The following is a 23,357-nucleotide window of genomic DNA, read 5'->3' as shown; positions in this document are numbered from 1 at the left end:
AAACTGAAAAAAGCTATAAGCTGACCAGAAAAGACTGATTTCACCCGTATTCATTTCTATATCAAAAGGGCTCTTGAAATGATGGTCACTGAATTTGATAGACATACTGCGGATACAATTCATGGCGTCATCAAGAAATGTAGCAGAAGCATGACGGATTCTGGCAGGAAACACTCTACCCGGTGCAAAAAAATCATGTGCCGGAAACTTTGGGTCAGGCACTATAGTCAGCTTTCCCATACCGGCTATTCCATTGTCATGAGACATTCTCCTTCGGTAAAAAAGACTTAATGTCAATACGATGACCCAACTGAAAAACTGGCAGAAAAGCCATAAATAAATTTTGTCCTTGGCACCGGTCACTGCACGCCATACACTGTGCTTGATAAATTTACTGCTGCTTTCCATGGTTTATATATTAGTCCTTGATTCAATATTGTCGATTTCAACATAAAGCGCTTTAAAATCCGGCCTGCGCCTTTCTAATATTTCTGCAAACAGCGGATCAATGTCATTCTCCTCATTTCTTGTAATAAATCCATATTCAGTCCTGGAAAGCAAGTTGCTAAACCACATCATTTGAGTAGCCCTGGTCAGGTCCGGGGAAATGGAATAGTCACTTTCAGGAAGAAAGACCCCCTCAGGTCGGCTACCAAATCTCAAACCCAAACTACTATATAAAATCTCTCCTATATCTTCATATTGATGTTCATTGACCCAGGTATGCATAAAAGTAGCCTGCATGATGATGTATTTACAGGCCTGCTTTAGGTTTTCCCAGTCTTCTATTGTCGGCTCTTCGGGGTTTTCCGTTATTGGGGAAACTGACTTTTTCACCCCATTTATGACTCTTCTGGGCAATTCGGGATCGAATCTAAATCGGGCATGATAGTATTCCACCCTCTTATTTTCAAATTCCTGCTCCTCAGGACTGAGTAGTTCCCCTTTTTTCCTTTCATGAAATGCAGGTACGGAATTATTTACCAAGTCTTCGCTGAATTTAAAAACCTCGTACCATTCCTTGATGATCCCACCTTCATTTTGTTCAAAAAACGAATCCACAAATTCCTCCACAACCTCCCAGAATAAATTCTCAGCCTGCGCATAGGTATGGCGGGAATTGATGATTTCCATGGGTTCCCAATTCTTCCAATCCAAAGTACCCATCATATCTGTAACCCTTTGCTCAATCCCATCCGAAGTCAAGGCTGATGCCCTCGGTATATACCCAGGTCCTATCAATATGGTATCTGCAGCATGATTGATAAGTGCGACTTCCTTGAGATGTGGAAAAAGTAAGGTAGTCAGAGGGCTTTTTCTCAGATTCCTTCTAGCTGCTATGGCAAACTGCTCAGTATTGCCATGGGTTCCTGCAAAATGGTCATCCAATTCAGTAGACAATGCTCCTGTAACCCTGACGACTCTCTTGGCATGCTCCCAACTTTCTCCGTCTGAGGCAGTAAATGTACGGGTCTGAAAAGGTGACTTATCATAGATACTGACAGGCCCGGTAATAATAATCCGTTCTGGGACAGGAAGTTTATCAGGAGCAATATGGAATTTGATTTCAACAGTGGGAAAAGCATATTCATCATTGACTTCATAATCGCAAGCTCCAAAATATCTGACCCAATATCTTTCCGGTTCTTCTGCGTCAGGGACAAAAGTCGCAGAGTTCATGCCGTTCATCATCCTCCTTCCAAACCAATAATCACATCTTGTGGAATATTTCAGTTTCTCCTCCATGGCTACTGTCAGGTTTTTTGGATAATCCTTCTGTATATCCAAAATACTGATGTGCGCCTTGTCTTTCTTGATTTGTATAATGTGCTTGTCTTTGGTCAGCTGTATGGGGACAAATTGCTGTTGAATAGCATTGTTTCTTCCCTCTGAGTAATATTCCGGAGCATCTTCCTCATGGTCTTTGATCACCACCCGGGGAAGCATGGTATCATCTCTGTACTCCCATAAAAACAATTGTAAATTCCCTAAGTCATAGCCCAGACCTGTAAGATCTCCTTTTGGGATTTTTATCCTTTCAAACAGTTCCAGCCTGACGTCCGCCTTACGGTCATTCTGGTCAAAAAACACATGTTGAATCTGATAGATTTCAAAATGAAAAGAGCTGTATCTCCATCGTCTTGAAAGGATATAATCAAATTCTAATTTGAACACACCGTTTTTATCTGTCTCACCTTTGGCAAATAAGCGCCAGGCTCCCCATCGGGTACGGGCCCAAAGTTCCAAAGGAACATGATGTATGGGCGTTGCATAATCTGTTCTTTTGGCAAAAGTCAGTCTTCCGGTGATGTAGGCATTCTTGGCATGCCCAATAATATGTTCTTTCCTCGGAAAAAGACCATGATACTTCCTTTTGAGCCAGCTTAAAAATCGCTGATAAATGGTAAGCAAATACTCAACAGCCCTCACAAAAAAACTATTGATCACTTTGGAAGTGCCTACTTCTAAATGATTGATACTTTTCAGGTTGGGAGCAAAATAGTTTCCCGAATTTGTGAAACCAATTTTGGTTTCCTGATGTGCTTCCAGGTAAACCTTTTCTATATCCTCTTCGGAACAGCCAGGGGGAAATAAACTCATATTTTTTATTAATGATAATTGAACAATTCTGTCATACTATTCGAGCCTTCTCTTTAACGGGCTCTACAAAATACATGTCGATCAAGCCCTTATTCTTGGCTTCAATTTTCCCCCTGTATTCACAATCAAAGGCATCTTTGATGGTTTCATAAGTTTTTCCAGAAATATTGATTTTCCCGATTTCTCCCGATGATTCCATTCTAGAAGCCGTGTTTACTGTATCTCCCCAGATGTCGTAGGCAAATTTCTTGGTACCCACCACCCCTGCAATCACAGGTCCGGTATCCAGCCCTATTCTTATTTCAAAGAATGGGCTACCTGTATGTTTTGCGGCCTCATTGCGCTCATCCATCCAGTCTCTGATCTCAAGGGCGGCATTGACCACATCAATGGAATGGGTGGAGTTGGGTACAGGAAGCCCACCCACGCACATATATGAATCCCCTATGGTTTTGATTTTTTCAATACCATATTTTTCTATTATACTGTCAAATTGACTAAAACAAGCCCCTAACTCATTTACCAATTCTTCTGGAGACATCAGCTCACTGGAAGTGGTAAACCCTTTAAAATCGGTAAACATGACCGTTACTTTTTCAAAGTACTGGGGAGTAGTTTTTTTGGTTCTTTTCAGTTCATCCGCTATTTCTGCAGGAAGAATATTCAGCAACAAGTCATCTGATTTTCTCTTTTCCTCCTCCAGCTCCACCGTTCTTTCAGCCACTTTCTGCTCTAAGTTTTCATAGAGAATAGCATTATTGATAGACACCGCAATCTGTCCGGAAAGCAAAGCCAAAAGGTCCACTCTTTCCTGCGAAAAGGCAGCTGTAGACTTGTTGTTTTCCAGATACAGTATACCTACCATTTTTCCTAAGTGCATAATTGGCAAGGACAGAACGGAAAGCACCGGAGAATCTTTTAGAAAGCCGCACTGGGGAAATCTTCTTTCGTTTTTGGCATCCTGTACGACTATACTTTTTTCTGATTGGGTTACATAGGACACGATTGATTCAGACAATAGCCCCGAGTCCTTATAATTGATATGCTGAAGTACCTGAGTATCTTTACCTTCATTTTCTGCAAGTGCTTCAATAAATAATTTACCGTTGCTTTTCAAAAGCAATAACCCCCTATCCGCTCCTGCATTCTCCATTACTGTAGACATCAGTCTTTTCAGCAGCTTACTCAGGATGATTTCCTGGGAAATGGATGAGGAAGCTTTTAAAATGGTAGCAAGGTCCAACTTAGAGCTAGTGGTCCTTTCCACGGAAGTAGTGGCCATCATCGTAATTGAATTTAGACCCGGTCCGGAACCAATTCCGGTTACATATTTGGAATATTTGATTTCCATTTCTTTCAGCTTAGCCAAAGCTCCCCACTCACGGTAAGCATTGTAGGAGGACTTTAGGTAAAACTCTGCCAATGACTCTGCATGTTGATTCATATAACACCTCCCCGTCAATTCTCTCGCAATCCCTTCTTCATGGATAAAATTCTGTTGACTGGCTCCTTGAATTGCCTTATCATAAAATAATGCTGCCTTTTCAAAATCCCCCTTAAGCCTATACAATTCTGCCATCAGAATATCATATTTGTGCTGGAAGTTTTCGGGGGCATCCTTGGCCCAGGTTTTTAATTTTTTGACATTGGACAGAATACGTTTCTTATATCTTTTTCTGGTCTTTTTTTCAGCTTGCTCATAATGTGCGAGCATGGTAAGCGCTTCATAAAAATGATGGTTGGGGATTTCGAATTTTGCCAAAACAGCTTCTAAAAGTTTGCGGGATTCATCCGCATGTTTAATCCCGGATTCATATTCCCCGAAAATATAGCTGAGGATAAGTTTATTGAAATGAAGAAAAAACATGCCTGTTTTATCATTCCTTTCCTCGTTTTGAACCACCATTTTTTCCTCATCATAAGCAGTTCCTCTCAAAAGCAATGGATCATCAGACTGTCCCATCAGATTAAGCATACTCTGATGGTAGACTTCATTGTAATTCAGGTTGGTTTCTTGATTGAATAAGAGAAAACTTTGACTATATGCCTTTGTCTCTACCTCAAGTCTCTCCAATGGTTTTCCACTCAGATAGCTGTGAATGCAGTAAATATTGGTATTGATACAGGCAAATTCTATAGCTCCCGTTTCCATCCCTATATGGTAAGATTCCTGCAAGGGCTTTAGGGTCTTATCTATGTGTTCATTCCAATTAATGATCAAGCAATATATTGGAGTATAAACCTGCGTTTTCCATTCTTTTGCCTTGTATTTTTCCAAAAGAATCAGACCAAGCTTACCAAATTGGTATCCACTTTTCATCGCCCCCAAGACACCGCACATGATCACCCCGTAAGTGGCAAAGGCAAAGGAAGATACCTGGGTATTCCCATATTTCAGAGAAAGGCTGACCATACGAAAAATGATCAGTGGAAATAGTGTAGGTGTAGCCCAATAGCTGGAAGAAGCTATACCTGCCATGATCCGCATTGCGGCGATCTTAATTTCATCTTCCATGGGAGGCAGATTGGCCAAGGTATCGTTATTCTTGCCGCTAAGTTGAATCTTAGATTTTAACAAAGCAACCATCACATGGGCCATAGTGGGTTTTGAGGGGAATTTTTCACCCAGCTGTTCCAATACTTCCAAGCCTGTCTTGATCGCTTCAAGCAATTTATTTTCTGCTTTGAAAGCCAGAATCCTAATCTCGTAAGATTTGACCTTTTCTAGCAGGTTTACAGCATTGTCTAAAACCGCTCTGATCATTACATCCATCTTTTGGAAATCACCATTCAGGTAGGCTGTTTCTCCAGCAAGTGCATGAAGTTGAAGAGAAAGCTCATATTGGTCTTTCCAATAATTTTCCCTCAACAGATTGATTCCATTAATAAAATAATCATATGCTGTTTTGTAGGCTGAAGATTCTTTGGCTTTAATTCCCGCACTAAGATTGAGTTTGCAAAGCCTTTCTCTTTCACATGGTTCGAGAATAAGTTTTACGCCACGATTAAGCTGATTGACGATATCAAAAAGATGAAGATGGAGCTTTTCTTCGGAAATATTTTGCAGCAGCTGTTTACCAATCTTCACATGGGTGATGTCTTTATCAGCGTCATTTATCAGGCTGTAAACGGCTTGATGGATGCGGTCGTGCGCAAATTTAAATCCATTTTCGCCTTTAGGCAGGATCAGTCCTTCTGCCAATGCAGCTTTCAAATCCTTCATTGTCTGTTCCTGATCTCCTTCATGAATCAGTGTCAGCGTTTCTGTGTCAAATTGATTTCCAAAACAGGCTGAGGCCCGAAGCACATTTTGGGTAGAAGGAGGAAGTTTCAGAAATTTGCCAGCCATCAACTCCACCACATTGTCTGTAATGTTTTTTTCCTTGATCTGAAGAAGATCAAATTCCCAAACCCTTCCAGACCTGTTAAAAAACAATAATTCTTCTTCATAAAGGGACCTCAAAAATTGAGTAAGAAAAAAGGCATTTCCCTGCGTTTTATTGTGGACTAATCCGGCTAAGCCCCTGACCTCTTCCACATCTCTTTCCAAAGCATCTCCTATCAGATCGGTAACGTCCTCCAAAGAAAGGTTACCGATTTTCAGGTCATAAATGTCATTGCCTGCTTTTTTAAGGTCATTGACCATTATAGTAAAGGGGTGGGCTGCATTGACCTCATTGTCCCGATAGGCCCCAATGAACATCATATGGGAATTTTCAGGGTCGCTTACTAGTGATTGTAAGAGGCTTAACGAACTCGAGTCTGCCCATTGCAAATCATCAATAAAGATCACAACAGGGTACTCTCTTTTGGAAACCGCGTTGGCAAACTTTTTAAAAATATAATTGAATCTGTTCTTTGCCTCATTTCCTCCAAGTTCAGGTACTTCAGGCTGCGAACCAACAATCAACTCAAGTCCAGGCAATACATCTGTCAACACTTTCCCTTCCTCTCCTACTGCCTCGAGTATATCTTTTCTGATCACCTTCAGACGGCTGTGGGTTTCACCCATAAGAATTTCAATCAATTCTTCGAAAGCCTGTAAAATAGCAAAATATGGCACATCCCGCTGATATTGATCAAACTTACCTTCGATAAAATATCCTGATTTTTGCGTTATGGGCTTGTGGATTTCATGCACTAGAGCCGATTTTCCTGTTCCTGAATAGCCCGAAACCAGCACCAGACTCGTTCCTCCTTCTGCTACGTCTTCAAACTTGCCTAAAAGAATTTCCAGCTCGGATTCCCTTCCATACAATTTTTGGGGAAGATTGAACTTGCCTGAAAAATCTTGGGTCTTAAGCGGAAATTCACTTATGTCTTTTTTCTCCAGAACTTGTTTTAAACAAAGCTCAAGGTCATGTTTCAAACCGTAGGCAGATTGGTACCTGTCTTCAGATTTTTTAGACAATAGAATATCGACAATATCCGAAATCTGCTTCGGAACCAAAGGATTTTTACTTTGAGCTGATTGAGGTACACTGGCAATATGCCCATGAACTATCCCCAAAGGATCTAAGCCAACAAATGGCGTAGCACCTGTTAGCATTTCATATAAGACTACCCCTAATGAATATAGGTCTGTCCTGTAATCTATGACCCGGTTCATTCGGCCGGTTTGTTCCGGACTGATATACTCCAGTGTCCCATCCAGATGCTCTGGATTTCCCAGGTGTTGTTGTTTGAGGGATAATTTTGAGGCTAAACCAAAATCTATAATCTTAACCCACCTGTCCTGAATATCCACAATGATGTTATTGCCTGAAATATCCTTGTGAATAATATTCTGTTCGTGAAGTTCAGCAATAGCCTCTGCCATACGTATGGCAATATGTAGAAAGTCTAAAGTATCTTTTTGCTTGCCTTTGAAAGCTTCCTTGACAGTCTTACCCTTGACCCACTCCAAATACATGGCATGCTTACCGCTATATTTGAGTTTTTTTAAGGACATCCGCGTTCCTTTAATGCCGAGACCATCTATAATTTCAAATTCATTGTAGAATTGCTCAATGTCTTTGGGGGTCGGGAATTCATAATTGAGAATCTTCAATAAAACCGGCTTGTCAAATTCTGATTCTTCCAAAAAGTAGATCTTTGACTTTTTGCTTTCGTAAATAAGCTGTTCCGTTACCATACATCAAGATCTTTCAAATATTGAAAAAATGGAAATCTGTGAAACCCATTAAAACACACAGAATCAATTAAATATAATCAATATACAGACATATTTAAAAAGAAGATGCTGTTATTTTATTTTGAAAAACATTTCTGATCTGTCAGCCTATCTTTATTTATTATCATATTTCAAAAAAAATTTATATTATTCAGTTTAGTTGAAAAACATTTGACATAATACTATCCTGACTTATAAATAAACTGAAAAAATTAAATAGCCCCTTATAGATCATTCTATGGGGAGATTGAATCTCTAATTTTACTTTTGAATATTATTTGCTTAAAAAATCGAGGGTCTTAGCTATAGATTTTAATCAATTTCTCTTGGTGCCAACCATAAACAACACCTTTTAATTACAATCCAATCAGCCATTGTAAGGCTCAGAGTAACAAAAAAAACCTGTCCAAATTTTACTTTGGACAGGTTAAGTTGAGTTTATTCGCTTACTTAGTTTTTGTGATCAAAAAGATAGAAGACTCCCAATTGAAAGCCTCTGTTTCTGAAATCATTTGATGCGTTTTCACTGATATTGGTTAACCCAAGGTTATACCTGGCATCCACACCGAATCCTGATGGGGTATGAACATAACCTCCACCCACTCCGAGTCCAATATCAATACTTTTATAATCGTTTTTCACATTTACTTTTGTGTCTCCAGCAACAGTATTTGCGCTCATCAACACCCCAAGCTGAGGTCCCGCCTGTAATCTGAATCCATTACTAAAGAAATACTGTAATAAAACAGGAACATTGATATAGTCCAAATTGAGAGTATTTGCAGAGTTGGCTAATTTGGCCCCTTGAGCCGAATAATAAATCTCGGGCTGAAGACCAATATTCTCTGTCAAGTGAAGGTGCCCTAATAATCCAAGATGCACACTGTTTCTTGGGCTAAAATTACCATTAGTGACATTGTAAACATTAAGTCCGCCCTTAACACCAATATTGACATGCTGGGCACTCAAGGTCCCGGTCATCATGATGGCACATAGCAATCCAATCAATTGTAATTTCATAAATTTTTATTGTTTAAGCGTTAAGCCAATTGCAAAACAGTAAAGCTGGGTTTGAAACAGTCTGTAAGTTTTCTAGTCTAAAAGTATTTTAGGTTTTTTGGCTAGTCAATTGGATAGGTATATAGCATTAATGGTGCCCCGATTGCTAATTTATGTTAATTAAAAAATTGAAGCATGAGATTCGGTAATGGAAAAATTAAATGAATCCGCCCAAAGGCATCAACCTTACGTTTAAAAAAGTAAAATATGGCTACGGCTCAGCTGCTGTGGCATAGATGAACAGAATGGATAAAGGAGACGTAAAATTCTCCAAACTAGATGAACGCTATCTGGAAGAACTAATGGAAGAAAACCGGAAAGATCTGGAAGCACTGGAGCTAATGTTAAAAAAATGAGAAATCTTTTACAATGTTACCTGATAATGTTAAAGAAATCAAATTTATTTAACACTAATAGCAATAGTGTTAAAATTTTTTGCTTTATTTAACACTAAAAGAAATTCCTATGAGTTGGCAACCTACAAACCTTCCTTATGCCCATGACTTAGAGTCCCCAGCGGTACTGAAAGCATTGATCAAGGCGCATAAAGCTCTGGGTCAGCTCCAAGGATTGGCGAAAAGTATTCCGAGACAGGATATTTTAATCAACTCCTTGATATTTCAAGAGGCTAAAGACAGTTCAGAAATAGAAAACATCGTCACCACACACGATGAACTCTATAAGTCCACCTTGGAAATAGATAAGAATGTCAGTCCTGAGACCAAAGAGGTCAGAAATTATGTGGCTGCTCTTAAACGAGGTTTTGACCTGGTGAGAAAACACCATTTGCTCACCTGCAATCATATTTTGGAAATTCAGGAAATCCTGGAAGAAAACAATGCCGGATTCCGCAGACTTCCTGGCACTACACTCAAAAATGACAGAACCGGAGAAGTGGTCTTTACGCCTCCACAGGATGCTGACACCATTTTGGCATTGATGCAGAACTTGGAGCGCTTCATCAATGATTCGGAAATGAGTGACCTTGACCCAATCGTAAAGATGGCTGTGATTCATTTTCAGTTTGAGAGTATCCACCCTTTTTATGATGGCAATGGACGCACGGGTCGTATCATTAATATCCTGTATTTGGTTTTGCAGGACTTAATGGATCTGCCGATCTTATATCTTAGCCGATACATTATTCAAAACAAAAGCGCTTACTATCAGCATTTGCAGAACGTAAGGGAAAAGGATGACTGGGAAGGATGGTTGCTGTATATGATTCAAGGGGTGGAAAATACCGCATGGCATATACAAAAAAAGGTAACCCAGATCAAATCCGCCATGGCAGAACTTAAAAACGTGCTGAGGCAAAACTATAAGTTTTACAGTCAGGATCTGCTCAATCATCTATTTAACCATCCCTATACACGGATAGAGTATGTGCAAGAGGCCTTGATGCTTAAATCCAGACAAACCGCGGCCAGCTACCTCAATCATCTCGCTGCAGATGGGGTGCTGATCAAGCGGGAAGGACGGCCCAACTATTATATCAATCCTTACTTGATCAATGCATTGGCCCAATAACATTCTCGATTATGTAGGTGATTATATTTTTGATGCTGAAATACTATGTTTAGCTGAAGATGGGGGTAGTTAGGGTATTAATGAGAATTGTTCATTTATTTTTTATGGAAAATGTTGGGTAAATAACCATACACACGTTTTGACTGCAAAGCCTGAGGCAGATTTAAAATTCTTGTTGTTTTATTTAAATTCAAATATTTTAACCACTCATATACTTACAATTTTATTTGTCTTAAAACCAAATAAACAAAACCTTTTGCCATTTTTTACTTATATTAAGGTATGACCAAACTATCAAAGCGATGAAAACCCAAATATTCACTCTTCTATTTTCTCTATGTATTGGCTTACTTTCAGCTCAAACATTTACCACTTTTACAACACAGAATGGAATTCCTTCCCTTTTTCCCACAGAAACGGTAAAAACAGTAGCACCAAATACCAAAAATGTATATAGCAGCAATAATGGAATTCCGGATATTTTCCCCAATCAAATCATCAAAACAAATCCCAATACAGGGACCAAATCTGTCTACAATACATCTAACGGTATTCCTGAAATCACAGCCGCTCAAGTCATGAAGCCCAACACTTTTGGTGGTTATGATGTCTTTGACACAAGTAATGGTATTCCAAATATCAGTCCCTCCCAAAGCATCAAGTCCAACCCACAGGGTGGGTTTGACATATTTCCTACACAGAATGGCATTCCGGCCATGACACCAAGTCAATCTATACACCCCAATATTCAGGGGTTCGATGTGATTCAATACAACAATGGTATTCCTGAGCTTTTTCCAAGTAAAGTCATCAAGGTGAAAGATAAGCCTTAAAAACCGGGTTTCACCAAAGCATATCTTTTCTATGTAAGGCCTTTAAAATAAACATACTAAAAAACACAAAACCCGTACTCAACAGAAGCTGAGACGGGTTTTACTTTATAAAATCAGGGTGATTAAATACTACTATTTAAGCCATTACTTTTTTCCTATCTACCAAAGATTTCCAGTATAGGTATACAAAACCCATTTGTGGAATAATCAGAAGCAATACCGATGGCACCAATGCTTGGGAACTAAAGCCCAGCTCTACCCCCTGTATCTTGGACAGAGAGATGATTGTAATGACCGCAACCAACGCAAACATATTGGCTAGAATCAGTTTTGTTGTGTTTTTCATGTGTCTATAATTTAGTTTTTTTATTGCTACAGGTAATATTTCAAAATAAAATAGGTCTTCTTCTTTTTGAAGTTCCTTCACTCAATTATTATACCTATTAAAACTTTGTTGACCGAACCAATGAAGAAGCTTGATCCTCAAAATCTTACATTTCGGATTCGAATATGTTACAAAAAAACCAAAAAACAAACTATTTATCACTTGAAATAAAAGTATAAATTGTATTGAAAATGAGACAGTTAAGGAAATCTGGATTTTGAATCAAAAAAATTGTATCTCGTGTTACAAATCGAGCGTTTGGCCTAAAAATAAATTTTTGAATTTTTTTTATACTTAATCAATTAATAATCAGATATTACAGAGAACTATCTCCTTCTCAAGGACTTTAGATAAAGTTCTTCCACTTTCTTTCTAGCCCAATCCTCTTTCCTCAAAAACTTCAGACTAGATTTGATCGAAGGGTTGTGGGTAAAGCACCTGATATTGATTCTTTCTCCCATATATTCCCAACCATGTTCTTCAACAAGGTCTTCCAAAATGTCGATCAGCCTCACACCGTGTAGTGGGTTATTAGGCTGGCTTTCCTGATGATTATCCATGTCCAAAACTACTCATTCTTTGGAATTCTCCCTTATAAATTCCACCAATATGTAAACTTTAGGGCGACAGACCTGTCTTTGGTATAAAAAGGAGCAGGTAGATAGTTGTCGGTCAAGACAAGGAATATATCTGATGCTGGCGCAAATCTCCACTGCAAACGAGCATTGAGGTTGATATTTTTAATCTGCTCATTGTATTGCACAAATGTGGTTATAAAAAATGTATTCGTTAAAGTCAGGTCTATCCTTGGCCCTATCAACCAAAAGCTTGTAACTGACCAAGGCTCCGGAAGATGAATTTCATTGTAATTGGCACTCATTGTCATACCGAAATAGGGTTGGATTCTATAACCTATTTCACCTACTGAATTATACCTTTCACCATCCGCAAAATACCCCCCTACTCTACCGGAAAAGGAATAAGTGAAGAGACTTTGCGGTTTTGACCTGAACTCACCACCTAAAGAATACCACTGATGCTCAGTCCCTGATTCCAATAAATCTCCAGAAAAGTTGGTAGGATCAAAGGGTTGTTGAAGCTTGATGTAATCGTATGCACCCCAAATAAATAGATTACTTTGACTTCTGAACCTCACCGAATAAACCAAAAAGGACTCATTGTCCGTCAATTCCCAACCTGTATCATAGAATAAGTTGACATTAACCTCAGGTCCGTGACTCAGTATTTTTTTACTTTTTGGGAAAAAGAGGTACCCCACACTTGGACTGGCTTTGTAAAATCCAGTCCTCGGTACAAAACCCACTTCAGCTGTATAATTGTCAGAAACATATTCATGTCTCCAATTCCAGGTAAGATTACCTGAGGAATACCTCAGGTTGGAGGCATATACCATTCCATGGCCTTGAACAGGACTGAATGAATTCAACATAAAGGCCTTGCCAGTCCAAAGGTTGTTTGATGAGGCATAATTGAATTCCATTCCAAAATTCCTATTGTATTCGCTGAATGTCTTGGATTCCCCTGTTCCAGGCTCAAAAGGTGCTGATTGCCTGTTGACCAGAATTGCACCGATATTTGATCTTGAGAAAACCCTCCTCTGAAGTGATATCACTGAATAATTCTGACCTCCAAGATTGTTTTCCGGAACCGCTGCAGTCTGCATACTCATCGCTCCTACCCTCCAATCTTTATTGATCCTCCCGCTAAGTCTTGCCCCACCCAGAATCGGTGCATCCAAGCCTACTCTTCTTGAAAAAAACGGGCGAATGGTTTCATACCCGAAGTTCCCGAAGATATCTCCATTTTCAAGAAAGAACTGCCTTCTTTCAGGGAAGAAAAGCTCAAAGCGATCCAGGTTGGTAACCTGTCTATCCACCTCTACCTGGGAAAAATCAGGATTGACAGTTAAATCCAAATTCATAGAGGAACTTAAGCCTATTTTTGCATCCATGCCAAAAGCATTCCTAAACTCAGCCGCCTGGCCTTCCTGTACATTCTGGTTCATCCCGCCCAAAGCATAAGGAATCACAGATACATTGGGACCGGGGGATGGCGGAGGAGTATCCCAAACCAAAACGCCCGTGTAGGCCAATGAAGCTGAAGGGAATTGCCGGGGAACTGGCGCCCAACCTGATTTTTCGGTGGTTTTCAAATCCATCCTACTAAAATTAATCCCCCACTCGGTGATGCCGCCTTTATATCGAATGGATTTGAACGGAATCGCAGCCTCAAATACCCATCGATCATCATAGTTGGTTACTTTTGAAATCCACTTATTATCCCAACTCAAATCAATCTGCCCTCCATTGAACATGATACCGTCCCATTGTGCACCTGCAGCATTGGCTCCAAAGGAAAAACCATTCAGTTGGTCATCAAAAGGATCCATAAAAAAGATAAAATTATCATTTTTCCCAAATGAGAAATCCCTTCTCAAGGACTCTACCATATAAGGCCCGTCAAGGGCATGGAAGTTTTCGACCAAAATATAAATGTGCTTGTCATCATACGCCATTCTCACATCGGTTCTCACACTGGAATAAGAGGTATCCATAGGAATGATCATGTAAAAATCTGTAGCTACTTCAGCTTGCAGCCAAGTTTCTTCATCCATCACACCATCTATAGTAATAGGGTCAGAAATCTCTTTAATGTGCAAGCGATAGTCTGCGTTGATTTTTCTCTGGGCAATTGAAAGATCAATAAGGCTGAAAACAGTTAAAACCAAAAAGATGGCTTTCTTCATGATGCGGGTGGTAAACTTCAGGTCAAATGTAAAACTGAAAAACAAAACTTTAACAGTTTTTTTGCGAAAGTCTACATGCTGGTAAGGAAGGAAAAATTGAGTGCTGAAGTCAAGACAATCTCCTACTTATTTTACAACAGTATTGATGAACCTGGAAAATATAAAACTCCTGTAAAATCAATTTCTGAATTATTCCAATATTAAATTAGGTATAAACCCTAATTTAAAAGAAAAAATACCCTGTAGTGGGTATTTCATCAAGCACATTCAATTATTAACTTGTATTATCTTATTACATTTTTTAGTCACGGTTTTTTTATGGAGAAGTGTTGCGTGCAGCACTTCTCTTTACTTTACAAATCCCATCTAAAATGTCTAACCCTAAAACTCTGGAGTGCTGTAATTCCCAACTTGCCACTAAGTTGATAATTGGCTACTGCACCTACCCCGGCTCCAATGATAGGAATCAACTGTGCTAATTTGGCTAAATCCATATAATCTCTGTATTCTAACTGAAAAGCGCGCCAATCGAAATCCTCTACACTATTTGGGAAATTCATAGATTCTAAATCCCAATCCTCTATAATTTTGATGGTTTCATTTCTGGACTCCTGACTTGAAAATGCCAATTTAAAAACATACAGTAAGAACAACCTCTCTCTAAAATCTTTAACATCTTTACCATATGCAGCGGCGATTTCAAATAGCATTTTAATCTTGATCGTTAAAAATGCAGGAAAATCGGCAATTCCCATCAAAATCCCACCCGCCCCAGTTATGGCACCTTCAGCAGAAGCAGTGTTTTTGTAAAATCTGATGATTTTTCGCACCTTTTCTTCTCTCATCTGTAGGGAAATACTACCCAGCGGTTTAGGAGTGAGGTACTTTGTACCAAAAAGAACACCCTTAATCATATTTTCAATAGCAAAAGTAAAAGCTTGGTGTACCTTTTCTGGTATGATTTGGTTAATGGTTTTCTGCGTTCCTTTGGTAATCAAATTAACAAGTGAAGGCCTCTGATGATTTTTAGCCAGCCATGCAGACATTTCTGCAAAAGCCAGCTCTTCATACATATCATCCTGTAAATACGTCTTACTTTCCATTAACCTTTAAATTCTCTCTGTTATACGGAAAGTAAGACGTTTGGATATCAATGACTACTGACCAACTTATTTAAACTTTCCAGGTAACTTTCTCCCATATCTCTGACGACAAGGATCCAACCATTATAGTAATCCAGAAATCCGTAATCAAAGCAAAACCAGAAATTTTTAGAGGGTGAATGTGGGAAGTGATGGGTATGGTATTTGAAATTAAAACCAAGCTGAGCTAGCCTTTCTTTCGGTACCTTTACCGTTTCTACACCATCTTCCAAGATTGCCATCAATACCTTTCGGTTAGACCTTAAGATATGATTGATGGTCTTTACCTGATCACCCTCCTCATCTTTGTGCTGATTGTTGTAACTACTTCTGCAATTGTCATTGCAAAATTTCTTGTCTGACCTGCCGTGGATCACTGAACCACAGTACATGCATTGTTTTCTTTGTACCTCCATAAAAATAAAATTTAAAAATTTGATGAAATACTATGAAATCCTTGATACTTAAAACGAATAGAAAAGTAATAATAAGTTTATATAGAAACAATACCCAATATTGGGTATTTTTTATCACCAAATGGTAGCTTATCAGGATTTTACACAAAAAAAACCTGTGGCAATAAAGACCACAGGTTTTTTGACTTTCAAAAATCCGAATCTGTTATTTAATAAATAACATTTCTCTATACTTAACCAATGGCCAGAATTCATCATCAACCAAAAGCTCTAATTTGTCTGCCGCATATCTAATTCTATCGAAATACTTTTCCTTGACCTCGTCACAGTATCCCTTAGCTTGTTTGACAATGTCTTCCTCTTTATTCAATGATCTTCTAGCATCGATCATATCCATGACATCTTGCTTCAGGTTTTCAATATGCCTACTGACTTCTTTAATTGTATCAATAGCAGCAGTGTTGTCTAATCCCAGACCTTTCAATCCATTGGCATTTTCTATCAACTTATTTTGATATTGAATGGCTGTAGGAATAACATGATTCAAAGCCAAATCACCCATTACCCTGGACTCAATCTGTACCTTTTTAAGGTAATTTTCCAACATGATTTCATGTCTTGCATGAAGTTCTACTTGGCTTAAAACATTATGCTTGGCAAATATTTCGATAGTCTTTTTATCCAAATAGGTATCCAAAGCATAAGGAGTGCTTTTCAAATTAGAAAGTCCTCTCTTTTCAGCTTCTTTAGCCCATTCTTCTGAGTAACCGTCACCTTCAAATCTTATTTTCTTTGAATCTTTAATGTATTTCCTAAGGACATTGACTACTGCAATTTTCTTTTCCTTACCGGATGCGATTTCTTTTTCTATGTCTTTGGCCATGGAACGAAGCACCTCAGCCACAATCACATTCAAAACAGTCATTGGCCCTGCAGAATTGGCACTTGAACCAACTGCCCTAAATTCAAATTTATTACCTGTAAAGGCAAACGGAGAGGTCCTGTTTCTATCTGTATTATCAAGGATGATTTCAGGAATCTTGGAGATACCCAATTTCATATACATGTTATCTCCCTTTTCTATTTTGACATTACCGTTTTTCTCCAATTCATCCAATACGGAAGTTAGAGTAGATCCTAAGAAAACGGACATGATAGCAGGAGGTGCTTCATTTGCGCCTAACCTGAAATCATTACTTGCTGAGGCAATGGATGATCTCAATAAATCTGCATTGTCATATACTGCCTTTACGGTAGCGATGACAAAAGTTAAAAACTGAAGATTCTCTCTTGCAGAATTACTTGGCTGGAAAAGATTCACTCCGGTATCCGTAATCAGAGACCAGTTGTTATGCTTACCACTTCCATTGACACCTGCGAATGGCTTTTCGTGGAACAACACCTTCAGGTTATGCTTTTCAGCTACCTTATCCATAAGGTCCATCAACAATTGATTATGGTCAACAGCCTTATTGATTTCTTCAAACAAAGGCGCTACCTCAAATTGTCCTGGAGCTACTTCGTTGTGTCGTGTTGAAACAGGTATTCCAAGTTTAAGTGCTTCGATTTCAAAGTCCATCATAAAGTCCTTCACCCTGGTAGGGATAGAACCAAAGTAATGATCATCCAATTGTTGGCCTCTCGCAGGATTATGGCCAAAAACAGTTCTACCAGACATAACCAAATCAGGTCTGGTAGCAAAAAGAGCTTTGTCTATCACAAAGTATTCCTGCTCGACTCCCAATGAAGGGGTTATTTTTTTTACATTCCTATCAAACAACTGGCAAATCTCCACGGCTGCATTATTGATAGCCTCCATGGATTTTAGTAGAGGTGTTTTGTAATCAAGGGCCTCACCAGTATAGGCTACAAAAATTGTAGGTATACACAATGTCTTATCAAAAATAAAAATGGGAGAAGAAGGATCCCATGCTGTATATCCTCTTGCTTCAAAGGTAGATCTTATACCTCCATTTGGAAAGGATGAAGCATCTGGTTCCTGTTGAACCAAAGCTGAACCCTTAAATTTTTCAATTCCTGCGTGTGCATCGAAAAAAGAATCATGCTTTTCAGCAGTAGAACCTGTAAGAGGCTGAAACCAGTGCGTATAATGCGTAACTCCCTTTGAAAGTGCCCAGGTTTTTACAGCTGATGCTATTTCTTCTGCTGTGGATGGATCTATTTTCCCGCCTCTTTCAGTTGCTTCTACAACTTTCTTGAAAACTGATGGGGCTAAAGATTCTTGCATTTGCTTTACTCCAAATACATTGCTCCCATAGAAGTCTGAAATTTTGCTTGATGGTGGAACGACCGTGACTTTTTGTCTTCCTTGCGCTATCAGAAGCGCACTTTGTCTTAAAGTTGCCATTTTTTACAATAAGTGGTTTGATTTTATACTTGCAAAAATAAGAAATAATATCAAATTTAAAGGTCATGGGTGTTTTTTAGTGCCATTTTCCCAAATATTTACATTCTTTTTAAAAAAAATGGGTCTTTTTTACTGATATAGCCTCAATAAAGTACCAAAATGGCTCTCTAAATAGAAAATTGAAAACTTGGCAATATTGATTACCTTTGAGGCTTGAAAAAATCAGATTGAAGTGAAAAAAGTAGCATTTTATACGCTGGGTTGTAAATTAAACTATTCCGAAACCTCCACTATTAGCAGGATGTTTGAAGCGAAAGGTTATCAAAAGGTGGATTTTCAGGAAAACCCCGACATTTTCATCATCAATACCTGTTCTGTTACCGAGAATGCTGACAAAAAGTGTAAGAAAATTGTCAAAGAGGCCAAAAAAATCTCTCCCAATTCTTATGTGACCATTATAGGATGTTATGCACAACTGAAACCGAATGAAATTTCTGAAATAAAAGGTGTAGATGCCGTTTTGGGAGCTGCTGAAAAATTCCGTCTCATCGAATTGTTAGATGGATTTGCCAAAGAACAGGAAACCAAAGTACTTGCTTCAGAGATCAAAGAGGCAAACACTTTCAACAATGCTTATTCAATCAATGATAGGACCAGGACATTTCTAAAGGTCCAGGACGGATGCAACTATGGCTGTGCTTTCTGTACTATACCCTTGGCAAGAGGCAAAAGTAGGAGTGACAGTATTGCGAACATTTTGCAATCTGCCAGAGAAATTGCGAAAACTGATGTCAAAGAAGTCGTATTGACAGGTGTAAACATTGGTGACTTCGGCATTAAGGAAGGCAAAAGAAAAGAAAAATTTGAAGACCTGGTACGCGCCTTAGACGAAGTAGAAGGAATTGACAGGATCAGGATTTCTTCTATTGAACCTAATCTTTTGACCAATGAAATCATCTCTTTCGTATCCACTTCAAAGAGATTTGTCCCCCACTTTCATATCCCCCTTCAATCCGGTAGCAATACTATTCTAAGAAGTATGGGTAGAAGATATCTGAGGGAATTATATGAAGACAGGGTAACCAAAATTAAAACTCTGATGCCAGACTGCTGCATAGGAGTAGATGTTATTGTAGGATTTCCAGGAGAAACTGACGAGCTATTTCTCGAAACATATAATTTCCTAAATGAGCTTGACATTTCATATTTGCATGTTTTCACCTATTCCGAGCGTGCCAATACTAGGGCTACCGAAATGGAGGACATCGTTCCCATAAAGGTCAGGAATGAGAGGTCAAAAATGTTGAGAATCCTTTCCGAAAAGAAAAAGAGAAAATTCTACGAAGAAAATTTAGGCAAGACTTTTACGGTGCTATTTGAAGAAGATATAGAAGACGGGAAAATGCATGGCTTTACCGATAATTATATCCGAATAGCTGCAAAATACGACCCGATACTGATCAATGAATTGAAAAAAGTAACGCTAAGTGAAGTCAATGATAAAGGAAATGTAGAAGTTTGGGAACCGGAAATAGCATATGAAAGTCACTGATTAACTTGCGTTCATTACATTTTTAGAACATTTCACATACATTTTTGAACATTTCCTGTTCAAAAATGTTATATTGATGTACAAAAAAACCAAACAATCATGAGCAGTTTCTTTAACCCAGAAGGGAGAATAAGCAGAAGAAAGTATTGGCTATTTTTTATTGTCTTTTACTGGACCAACCTTTTAGCCTTAATAAAAATGTACGAAGCATACGATATAAATGATATTGTTTCATTTATAGTTTTTGGTGTAGTACTTATCACTACCATCATTTTGCTTTTGATTCAGGCAATTAAAAGACTTCATGATATAGGCTTGGATTGGAAGTATGCTTTATACCTTCTTATTCCACCTCCAATCAATTTTATTGGTTTTATTTGGCTGGGTATCAAGGAAGGTCAACATGAAAAAAATGAATTTGGAGAAGAACCAAGAAAAACAGACGTCATTTAATTTCACCCTTTTTTAATTCATTAACAGCATATGCAACCGCTCTGGCAGTAAGTGCCATGTAGGTTATAGACGGATTTTGAGTGCCTGTAGATGTCATACAGGCACCATCTGTTACAAAAATATTGGGACAGCTATGCATCTGATTCCATCCGTTCAACATTGAAGCCTTGGGGTCCCTACCCATCCGGACCCCACCCATTTCATGGATATCAAGCCCAGGTGCTTGATGGGTGTCCCAAGACCTTATATTTTTGCAGCCTGCCTTTTCGAGCATTTCAGAACCCTGGTTGAGAAAGTCCGATAGAAGTTTTTCATCGTTTTCTGTATAATCTACGCTGATATTTAAAAGAGGTATGTCCCATTTATCCTTTTCCAAAGGATCCAAATTTACCTGATTGGATTCAATCGGGACAGTTTCTCCCTGCATCATCATAAAAACCGACCAATCTCCGGGAACTGAGTTTTTTTCTTTGAACTCTTCCCCAAAAGGTACATTCTTCTGAGCACCCCAGCCCTGCCTTCCTGCGGTGTAAAAAGACATATATCCTCTTAAAAAATCCGTTTCTTGCTTTTTAACATTCCTAAAATTAGGCATCATCACGGCCGTTGGCCTTCTTCCAAAATAATATTTGTCGGCTGGACCTTCATAATCCCCTGCAATATTCCCCCTATAATTGTGAAATGCAATATACTTGCCCAATACCCCACTGTCATTTCCTAAACCTGCCGGAAACCTTCCAGAGGTAGAGTTGAGCAAAATAAGGTTAGAGTTCAGCGCAGAGGCATTCAGGAAAATAATTTTTGCAAAATATTCCTTGCTGCTACCATCGAGTGAATCCACTATTCTGACACCTGTAGCCTTTTCTTTTTGATCATCATATATGATCGAATGCACCACCGAATGGGGCCTTACAGTAAGGTTTCCCGTAGCTGCAGCGGCGGGGAGTGTGGCAGAATTAGAACTAAAGTATGCCCCAAAAGGGCAACCCCTATAGCACTGGTTCCTTGCCATACACTGACCTCTCCCTTGACTCAGGTGATGCTCAGCAGGCTTAGTAAGGTGTGCACAGCGCCCAATCATCACAAAGCGGTCTTTATAATGGGCCATAATCTTATCCCTGACCTCTTTTTCTACACAGTTCATCTCCCAAGGAGGCAAAAACTCTCCATCTGGGAGGGTTTCAACACCATCTCTATTGCCACTTATACCTACAAACTTTTCTACATAACTGTACCAAGGAGCGATATCATCATACCTGATCGGCCAGTCAACTGCAAAACCATCTCTTGCCGGCCCTTCAAAATCATACTTACTCCAACGTTGGGTTTGCCTGGCCCAAATCAAAGATTTCCCTCCGACTTGATATCCTCTCACCCAATCAAAAGGTTTTTCTTGTTTGTAGGGGTGTTCTGAATCTTTTACAAAAAAATGTTCCGTATCTTCCTTGTAAGCATAACAACGGTTTATTACCGGATTTTCCTCTTTATCTTTTAATGTAATAGCATTCCTGTGAGGCATATCCCATGGATGTGAAGTCATGGTTGGGTAATCTTTAAGATGCTGCACATCTCTACCTCTTTCTAAAACTAAAGTTTTCAAACCTTTTTCACAAAGCTCTTTGGCTGCCCAACCCCCACTGATTCCTGAGCCTATAACTATGGCATCAAAAGTGTTTTTTCCATTATTCATACCTTAATGATTCGATGGGATCCAATTTACTTGCTTTATAGGCTGGGAAATATCCAGATGCAAGTCCGACTACTATACAAATGATAAATGCAACCAAAATCCAAAACCATGGAATTAAAAATCCTCCCGGACCTATAGTATTGGCCACAATATTTCCAATTCCAATGCCCAAAATCACACCTAGTACTCCTCCCAATAAGCAGATCACTATAGCCTCAATCAAAAATTGCTGTCTGATCCTCAAAGGTGTGGCACCAAGTGCTTTTCTTATACCGATTTCTCTGGTTCTCTCTGTAACGGAAACCATCATGATATTCATCAAACCGATAGCAGCACCGAGTAAGGTTATAAACCCAATCCCAAATCCACCAATCCTCAAATATCCAGCTACCTGTTCTAAACTCTCACCTACCGATTGGCTCTTGGTGATTTCAAAAGAATCTTCCTGCCCAATCCTGTCTTGTCTGATTTTCCGCATAATACCAGTGGCTTGTCCCATTTCGTAATCTAACTGTAATGGATCTGTCCCTTTGGCGGTAAGGGAATAACGGAAAGTACCTCTGGTATCTAACCTGCTCGCATTTTCTACAGGAATAAAAATGGCCCTATCTGCTCCTGAGCCACCTCCTACCGAGCCTTGCTTCTCCAATACACCTACTACTGTATATCTTCTTCCAAAAAATGTAATGTAATCATTTATAGGGTTTTCATTTTTATCAAAAAGGGTTTCCAAAACGTCCTGACCAATGATACAGACATTGTTCCCATACCTTATTTCAGTGTTGCTAAAGTTACGTCCGCTATCTACTTTAAGACCTTTTAAGTTTAAGTACTGATCATCCCCACCTGTCACACGTACATTAGGGTTAGTCTTCTTTGAACCCCTTTTCACTTCGACTGCTGAACTGACCGTAGAATACACAGTTGATGGACCAGTGCTACTGAATTCGCGCTGAAATTCAAGCATATCCTTATAGCGTAAAGGCGGGAAATTCCGCTCTGCCACACCATCTCTTACTCCTCTACCGCCCGAAAAACCTCTTGACTTGATGTCAAAGTTACTAGCACCCAGGCCAGAAAAACTCTCATCGATCTGTGCTTTGATTCCGTCAATCGCTGTAAGCATACCTACCAAAGAAGTAATTCCTATCGCAATGATAGTACCTGTCAGAATGGTCCTGAGTAAATTGACCTTAACTGACTTCAGAGACTCTCTTATATTTTCTGCAAGATTCATAACGTGTCCATATTTGTACAGAATATTGCATGTATAATGCAATGAAGCTTTAATATTAAAAAATTAGATCCGATATAATTAACCTTTGATAAATTTTGACTGAAAAATCTTGTATAAACTCAAATAATCTTCAACTTAAACACGGTAGAGT

Annotated in this window: 16 protein-coding genes; 4 read left to right on the top strand and 12 right to left on the bottom strand. The window is 39.0% G+C overall.

Features of this window, described 5'->3' with window-relative positions; translation table 11 throughout:
- The 4 genes from EA341_RS10925 to EA341_RS10910 form a co-directional block, all read right to left on the bottom strand.
- On the bottom strand, positions 1 to 408 hold a 408-nt coding region (locus EA341_RS10925), incomplete at its 3' end, for a hypothetical protein (protein WP_293014113.1).
- 3 nt (positions 409 to 411) lie between these two features.
- Positions 412 to 2,601, bottom strand: coding sequence for a lipoxygenase family protein (locus tag EA341_RS10920; protein ID WP_293014110.1), 2,190 nt, complete (start codon positions 2,599 to 2,601; stop codon positions 412 to 414).
- A 31-nt stretch (positions 2,602 to 2,632) separates the two neighbouring features.
- Entirely contained in the window at positions 2,633 to 7,735 is a 5,103-nt protein-coding gene (locus EA341_RS10915; RefSeq protein WP_293014108.1) for an adenylate/guanylate cyclase domain-containing protein, read from the bottom strand.
- A gap of 489 nt (positions 7,736 to 8,224) precedes the next feature.
- Positions 8,225 to 8,794 (bottom strand): porin family protein, encoded by a 570-nt coding sequence (locus tag EA341_RS10910; protein ID WP_293014106.1) that lies wholly within the window; start codon positions 8,792 to 8,794, stop codon positions 8,225 to 8,227.
- A gap of 504 nt (positions 8,795 to 9,298) precedes the next feature.
- On the opposite strand from EA341_RS10910, the gene EA341_RS10905 reads away from it, so the two are divergent.
- Both EA341_RS10905 and EA341_RS10900 read left to right on the top strand, forming a co-directional pair.
- Positions 9,299 to 10,363 carry a Fic family protein gene (locus EA341_RS10905; protein ID WP_293014104.1) on the top strand — a complete coding sequence of 355 codons (1,065 nt, stop codon included), beginning with the start codon at positions 9,299 to 9,301 and terminating at the stop codon, positions 10,361 to 10,363.
- 302 nt (positions 10,364 to 10,665) lie between these two features.
- Positions 10,666 to 11,196 (top strand): hypothetical protein, encoded by a 531-nt coding sequence (locus EA341_RS10900; protein ID WP_293014097.1) that lies wholly within the window; start codon positions 10,666 to 10,668, stop codon positions 11,194 to 11,196.
- A 136-nt stretch (positions 11,197 to 11,332) separates the two neighbouring features.
- Here EA341_RS10900 and EA341_RS10895 read toward each other — a convergent pair whose 3' ends face one another.
- From EA341_RS10895 to EA341_RS10870, 6 genes are all read right to left on the bottom strand, one after another.
- The gene (locus EA341_RS10895) at positions 11,333 to 11,542 is read right to left on the bottom strand and encodes a hypothetical protein (RefSeq protein WP_293014093.1); all 210 of its coding nucleotides are present in this window, start codon (positions 11,540 to 11,542) and stop codon (positions 11,333 to 11,335) included.
- 365 nt (positions 11,543 to 11,907) lie between these two features.
- Positions 11,908 to 12,141 (bottom strand): VF530 family protein, encoded by a 234-nt coding sequence (locus EA341_RS10890; RefSeq protein WP_293014090.1) that lies wholly within the window; start codon positions 12,139 to 12,141, stop codon positions 11,908 to 11,910.
- A 32-nt stretch (positions 12,142 to 12,173) separates the two neighbouring features.
- The gene (locus tag EA341_RS10885) at positions 12,174 to 14,348 is read right to left on the bottom strand and encodes a DUF5916 domain-containing protein (RefSeq protein WP_293014087.1); all 2,175 of its coding nucleotides are present in this window, start codon (positions 14,346 to 14,348) and stop codon (positions 12,174 to 12,176) included.
- Between the two features lie 353 nt (positions 14,349 to 14,701).
- Positions 14,702 to 15,451, bottom strand: a complete 750-nt coding sequence (locus EA341_RS10880; RefSeq protein ID WP_293014084.1) for an EcsC family protein — start codon at positions 15,449 to 15,451, stop codon at positions 14,702 to 14,704.
- Positions 15,452 to 15,498: 47 nt separating this feature from the next.
- Positions 15,499 to 15,906 carry a DUF2116 family Zn-ribbon domain-containing protein gene (locus EA341_RS10875; RefSeq protein ID WP_293014082.1) on the bottom strand — a complete coding sequence of 136 codons (408 nt, stop codon included), beginning with the start codon at positions 15,904 to 15,906 and terminating at the stop codon, positions 15,499 to 15,501.
- Between the two features lie 205 nt (positions 15,907 to 16,111).
- On the bottom strand, positions 16,112 to 18,274 hold the full coding sequence (locus EA341_RS10870; protein ID WP_293014079.1) for a glutamine synthetase III: 2,163 nt from the start codon (positions 18,272 to 18,274) through the stop codon (positions 16,112 to 16,114).
- Between the two features lie 232 nt (positions 18,275 to 18,506).
- On the opposite strand from EA341_RS10870, the gene mtaB reads away from it, so the two are divergent.
- On the top strand, positions 18,507 to 19,826 hold the full coding sequence (gene mtaB / locus EA341_RS10865; protein WP_293014076.1) for a tRNA (N(6)-L-threonylcarbamoyladenosine(37)-C(2))-methylthiotransferase MtaB: 1,320 nt from the start codon (positions 18,507 to 18,509) through the stop codon (positions 19,824 to 19,826).
- Between the two features lie 99 nt (positions 19,827 to 19,925).
- Positions 19,926 to 20,279: a DUF805 domain-containing protein gene (locus tag EA341_RS10860; protein ID WP_293014074.1), complete on the top strand. Its 354-nt coding sequence runs from the start codon at positions 19,926 to 19,928 to the stop codon at positions 20,277 to 20,279.
- Here EA341_RS10860 and EA341_RS10855 read toward each other — a convergent pair.
- Both EA341_RS10855 and EA341_RS10850 read right to left on the bottom strand, forming a co-directional pair.
- Positions 20,272 to 21,969 carry a GMC family oxidoreductase gene (locus tag EA341_RS10855; RefSeq protein WP_293014072.1) on the bottom strand — a complete coding sequence of 566 codons (1,698 nt, stop codon included), beginning with the start codon at positions 21,967 to 21,969 and terminating at the stop codon, positions 20,272 to 20,274. The genes EA341_RS10860 and EA341_RS10855 overlap by 8 nt on opposite strands.
- Positions 21,962 to 23,206, bottom strand: coding sequence for an ABC transporter permease (locus EA341_RS10850; RefSeq protein ID WP_293014070.1), 1,245 nt, complete (start codon positions 23,204 to 23,206; stop codon positions 21,962 to 21,964). The genes EA341_RS10855 and EA341_RS10850 overlap by 8 nt, the downstream gene beginning before the upstream one ends.
- Between the last annotated feature and the right edge of the window lie 151 nt (positions 23,207 to 23,357).

The organism is Mongoliibacter sp., from assembly GCF_007692705.1.
Taxonomy (GTDB): Bacteria; Bacteroidota; Bacteroidia; order Cytophagales; family Cyclobacteriaceae; genus Mongoliibacter.
This window is presented reverse-complemented; position numbering and strand designations above follow the sequence as displayed.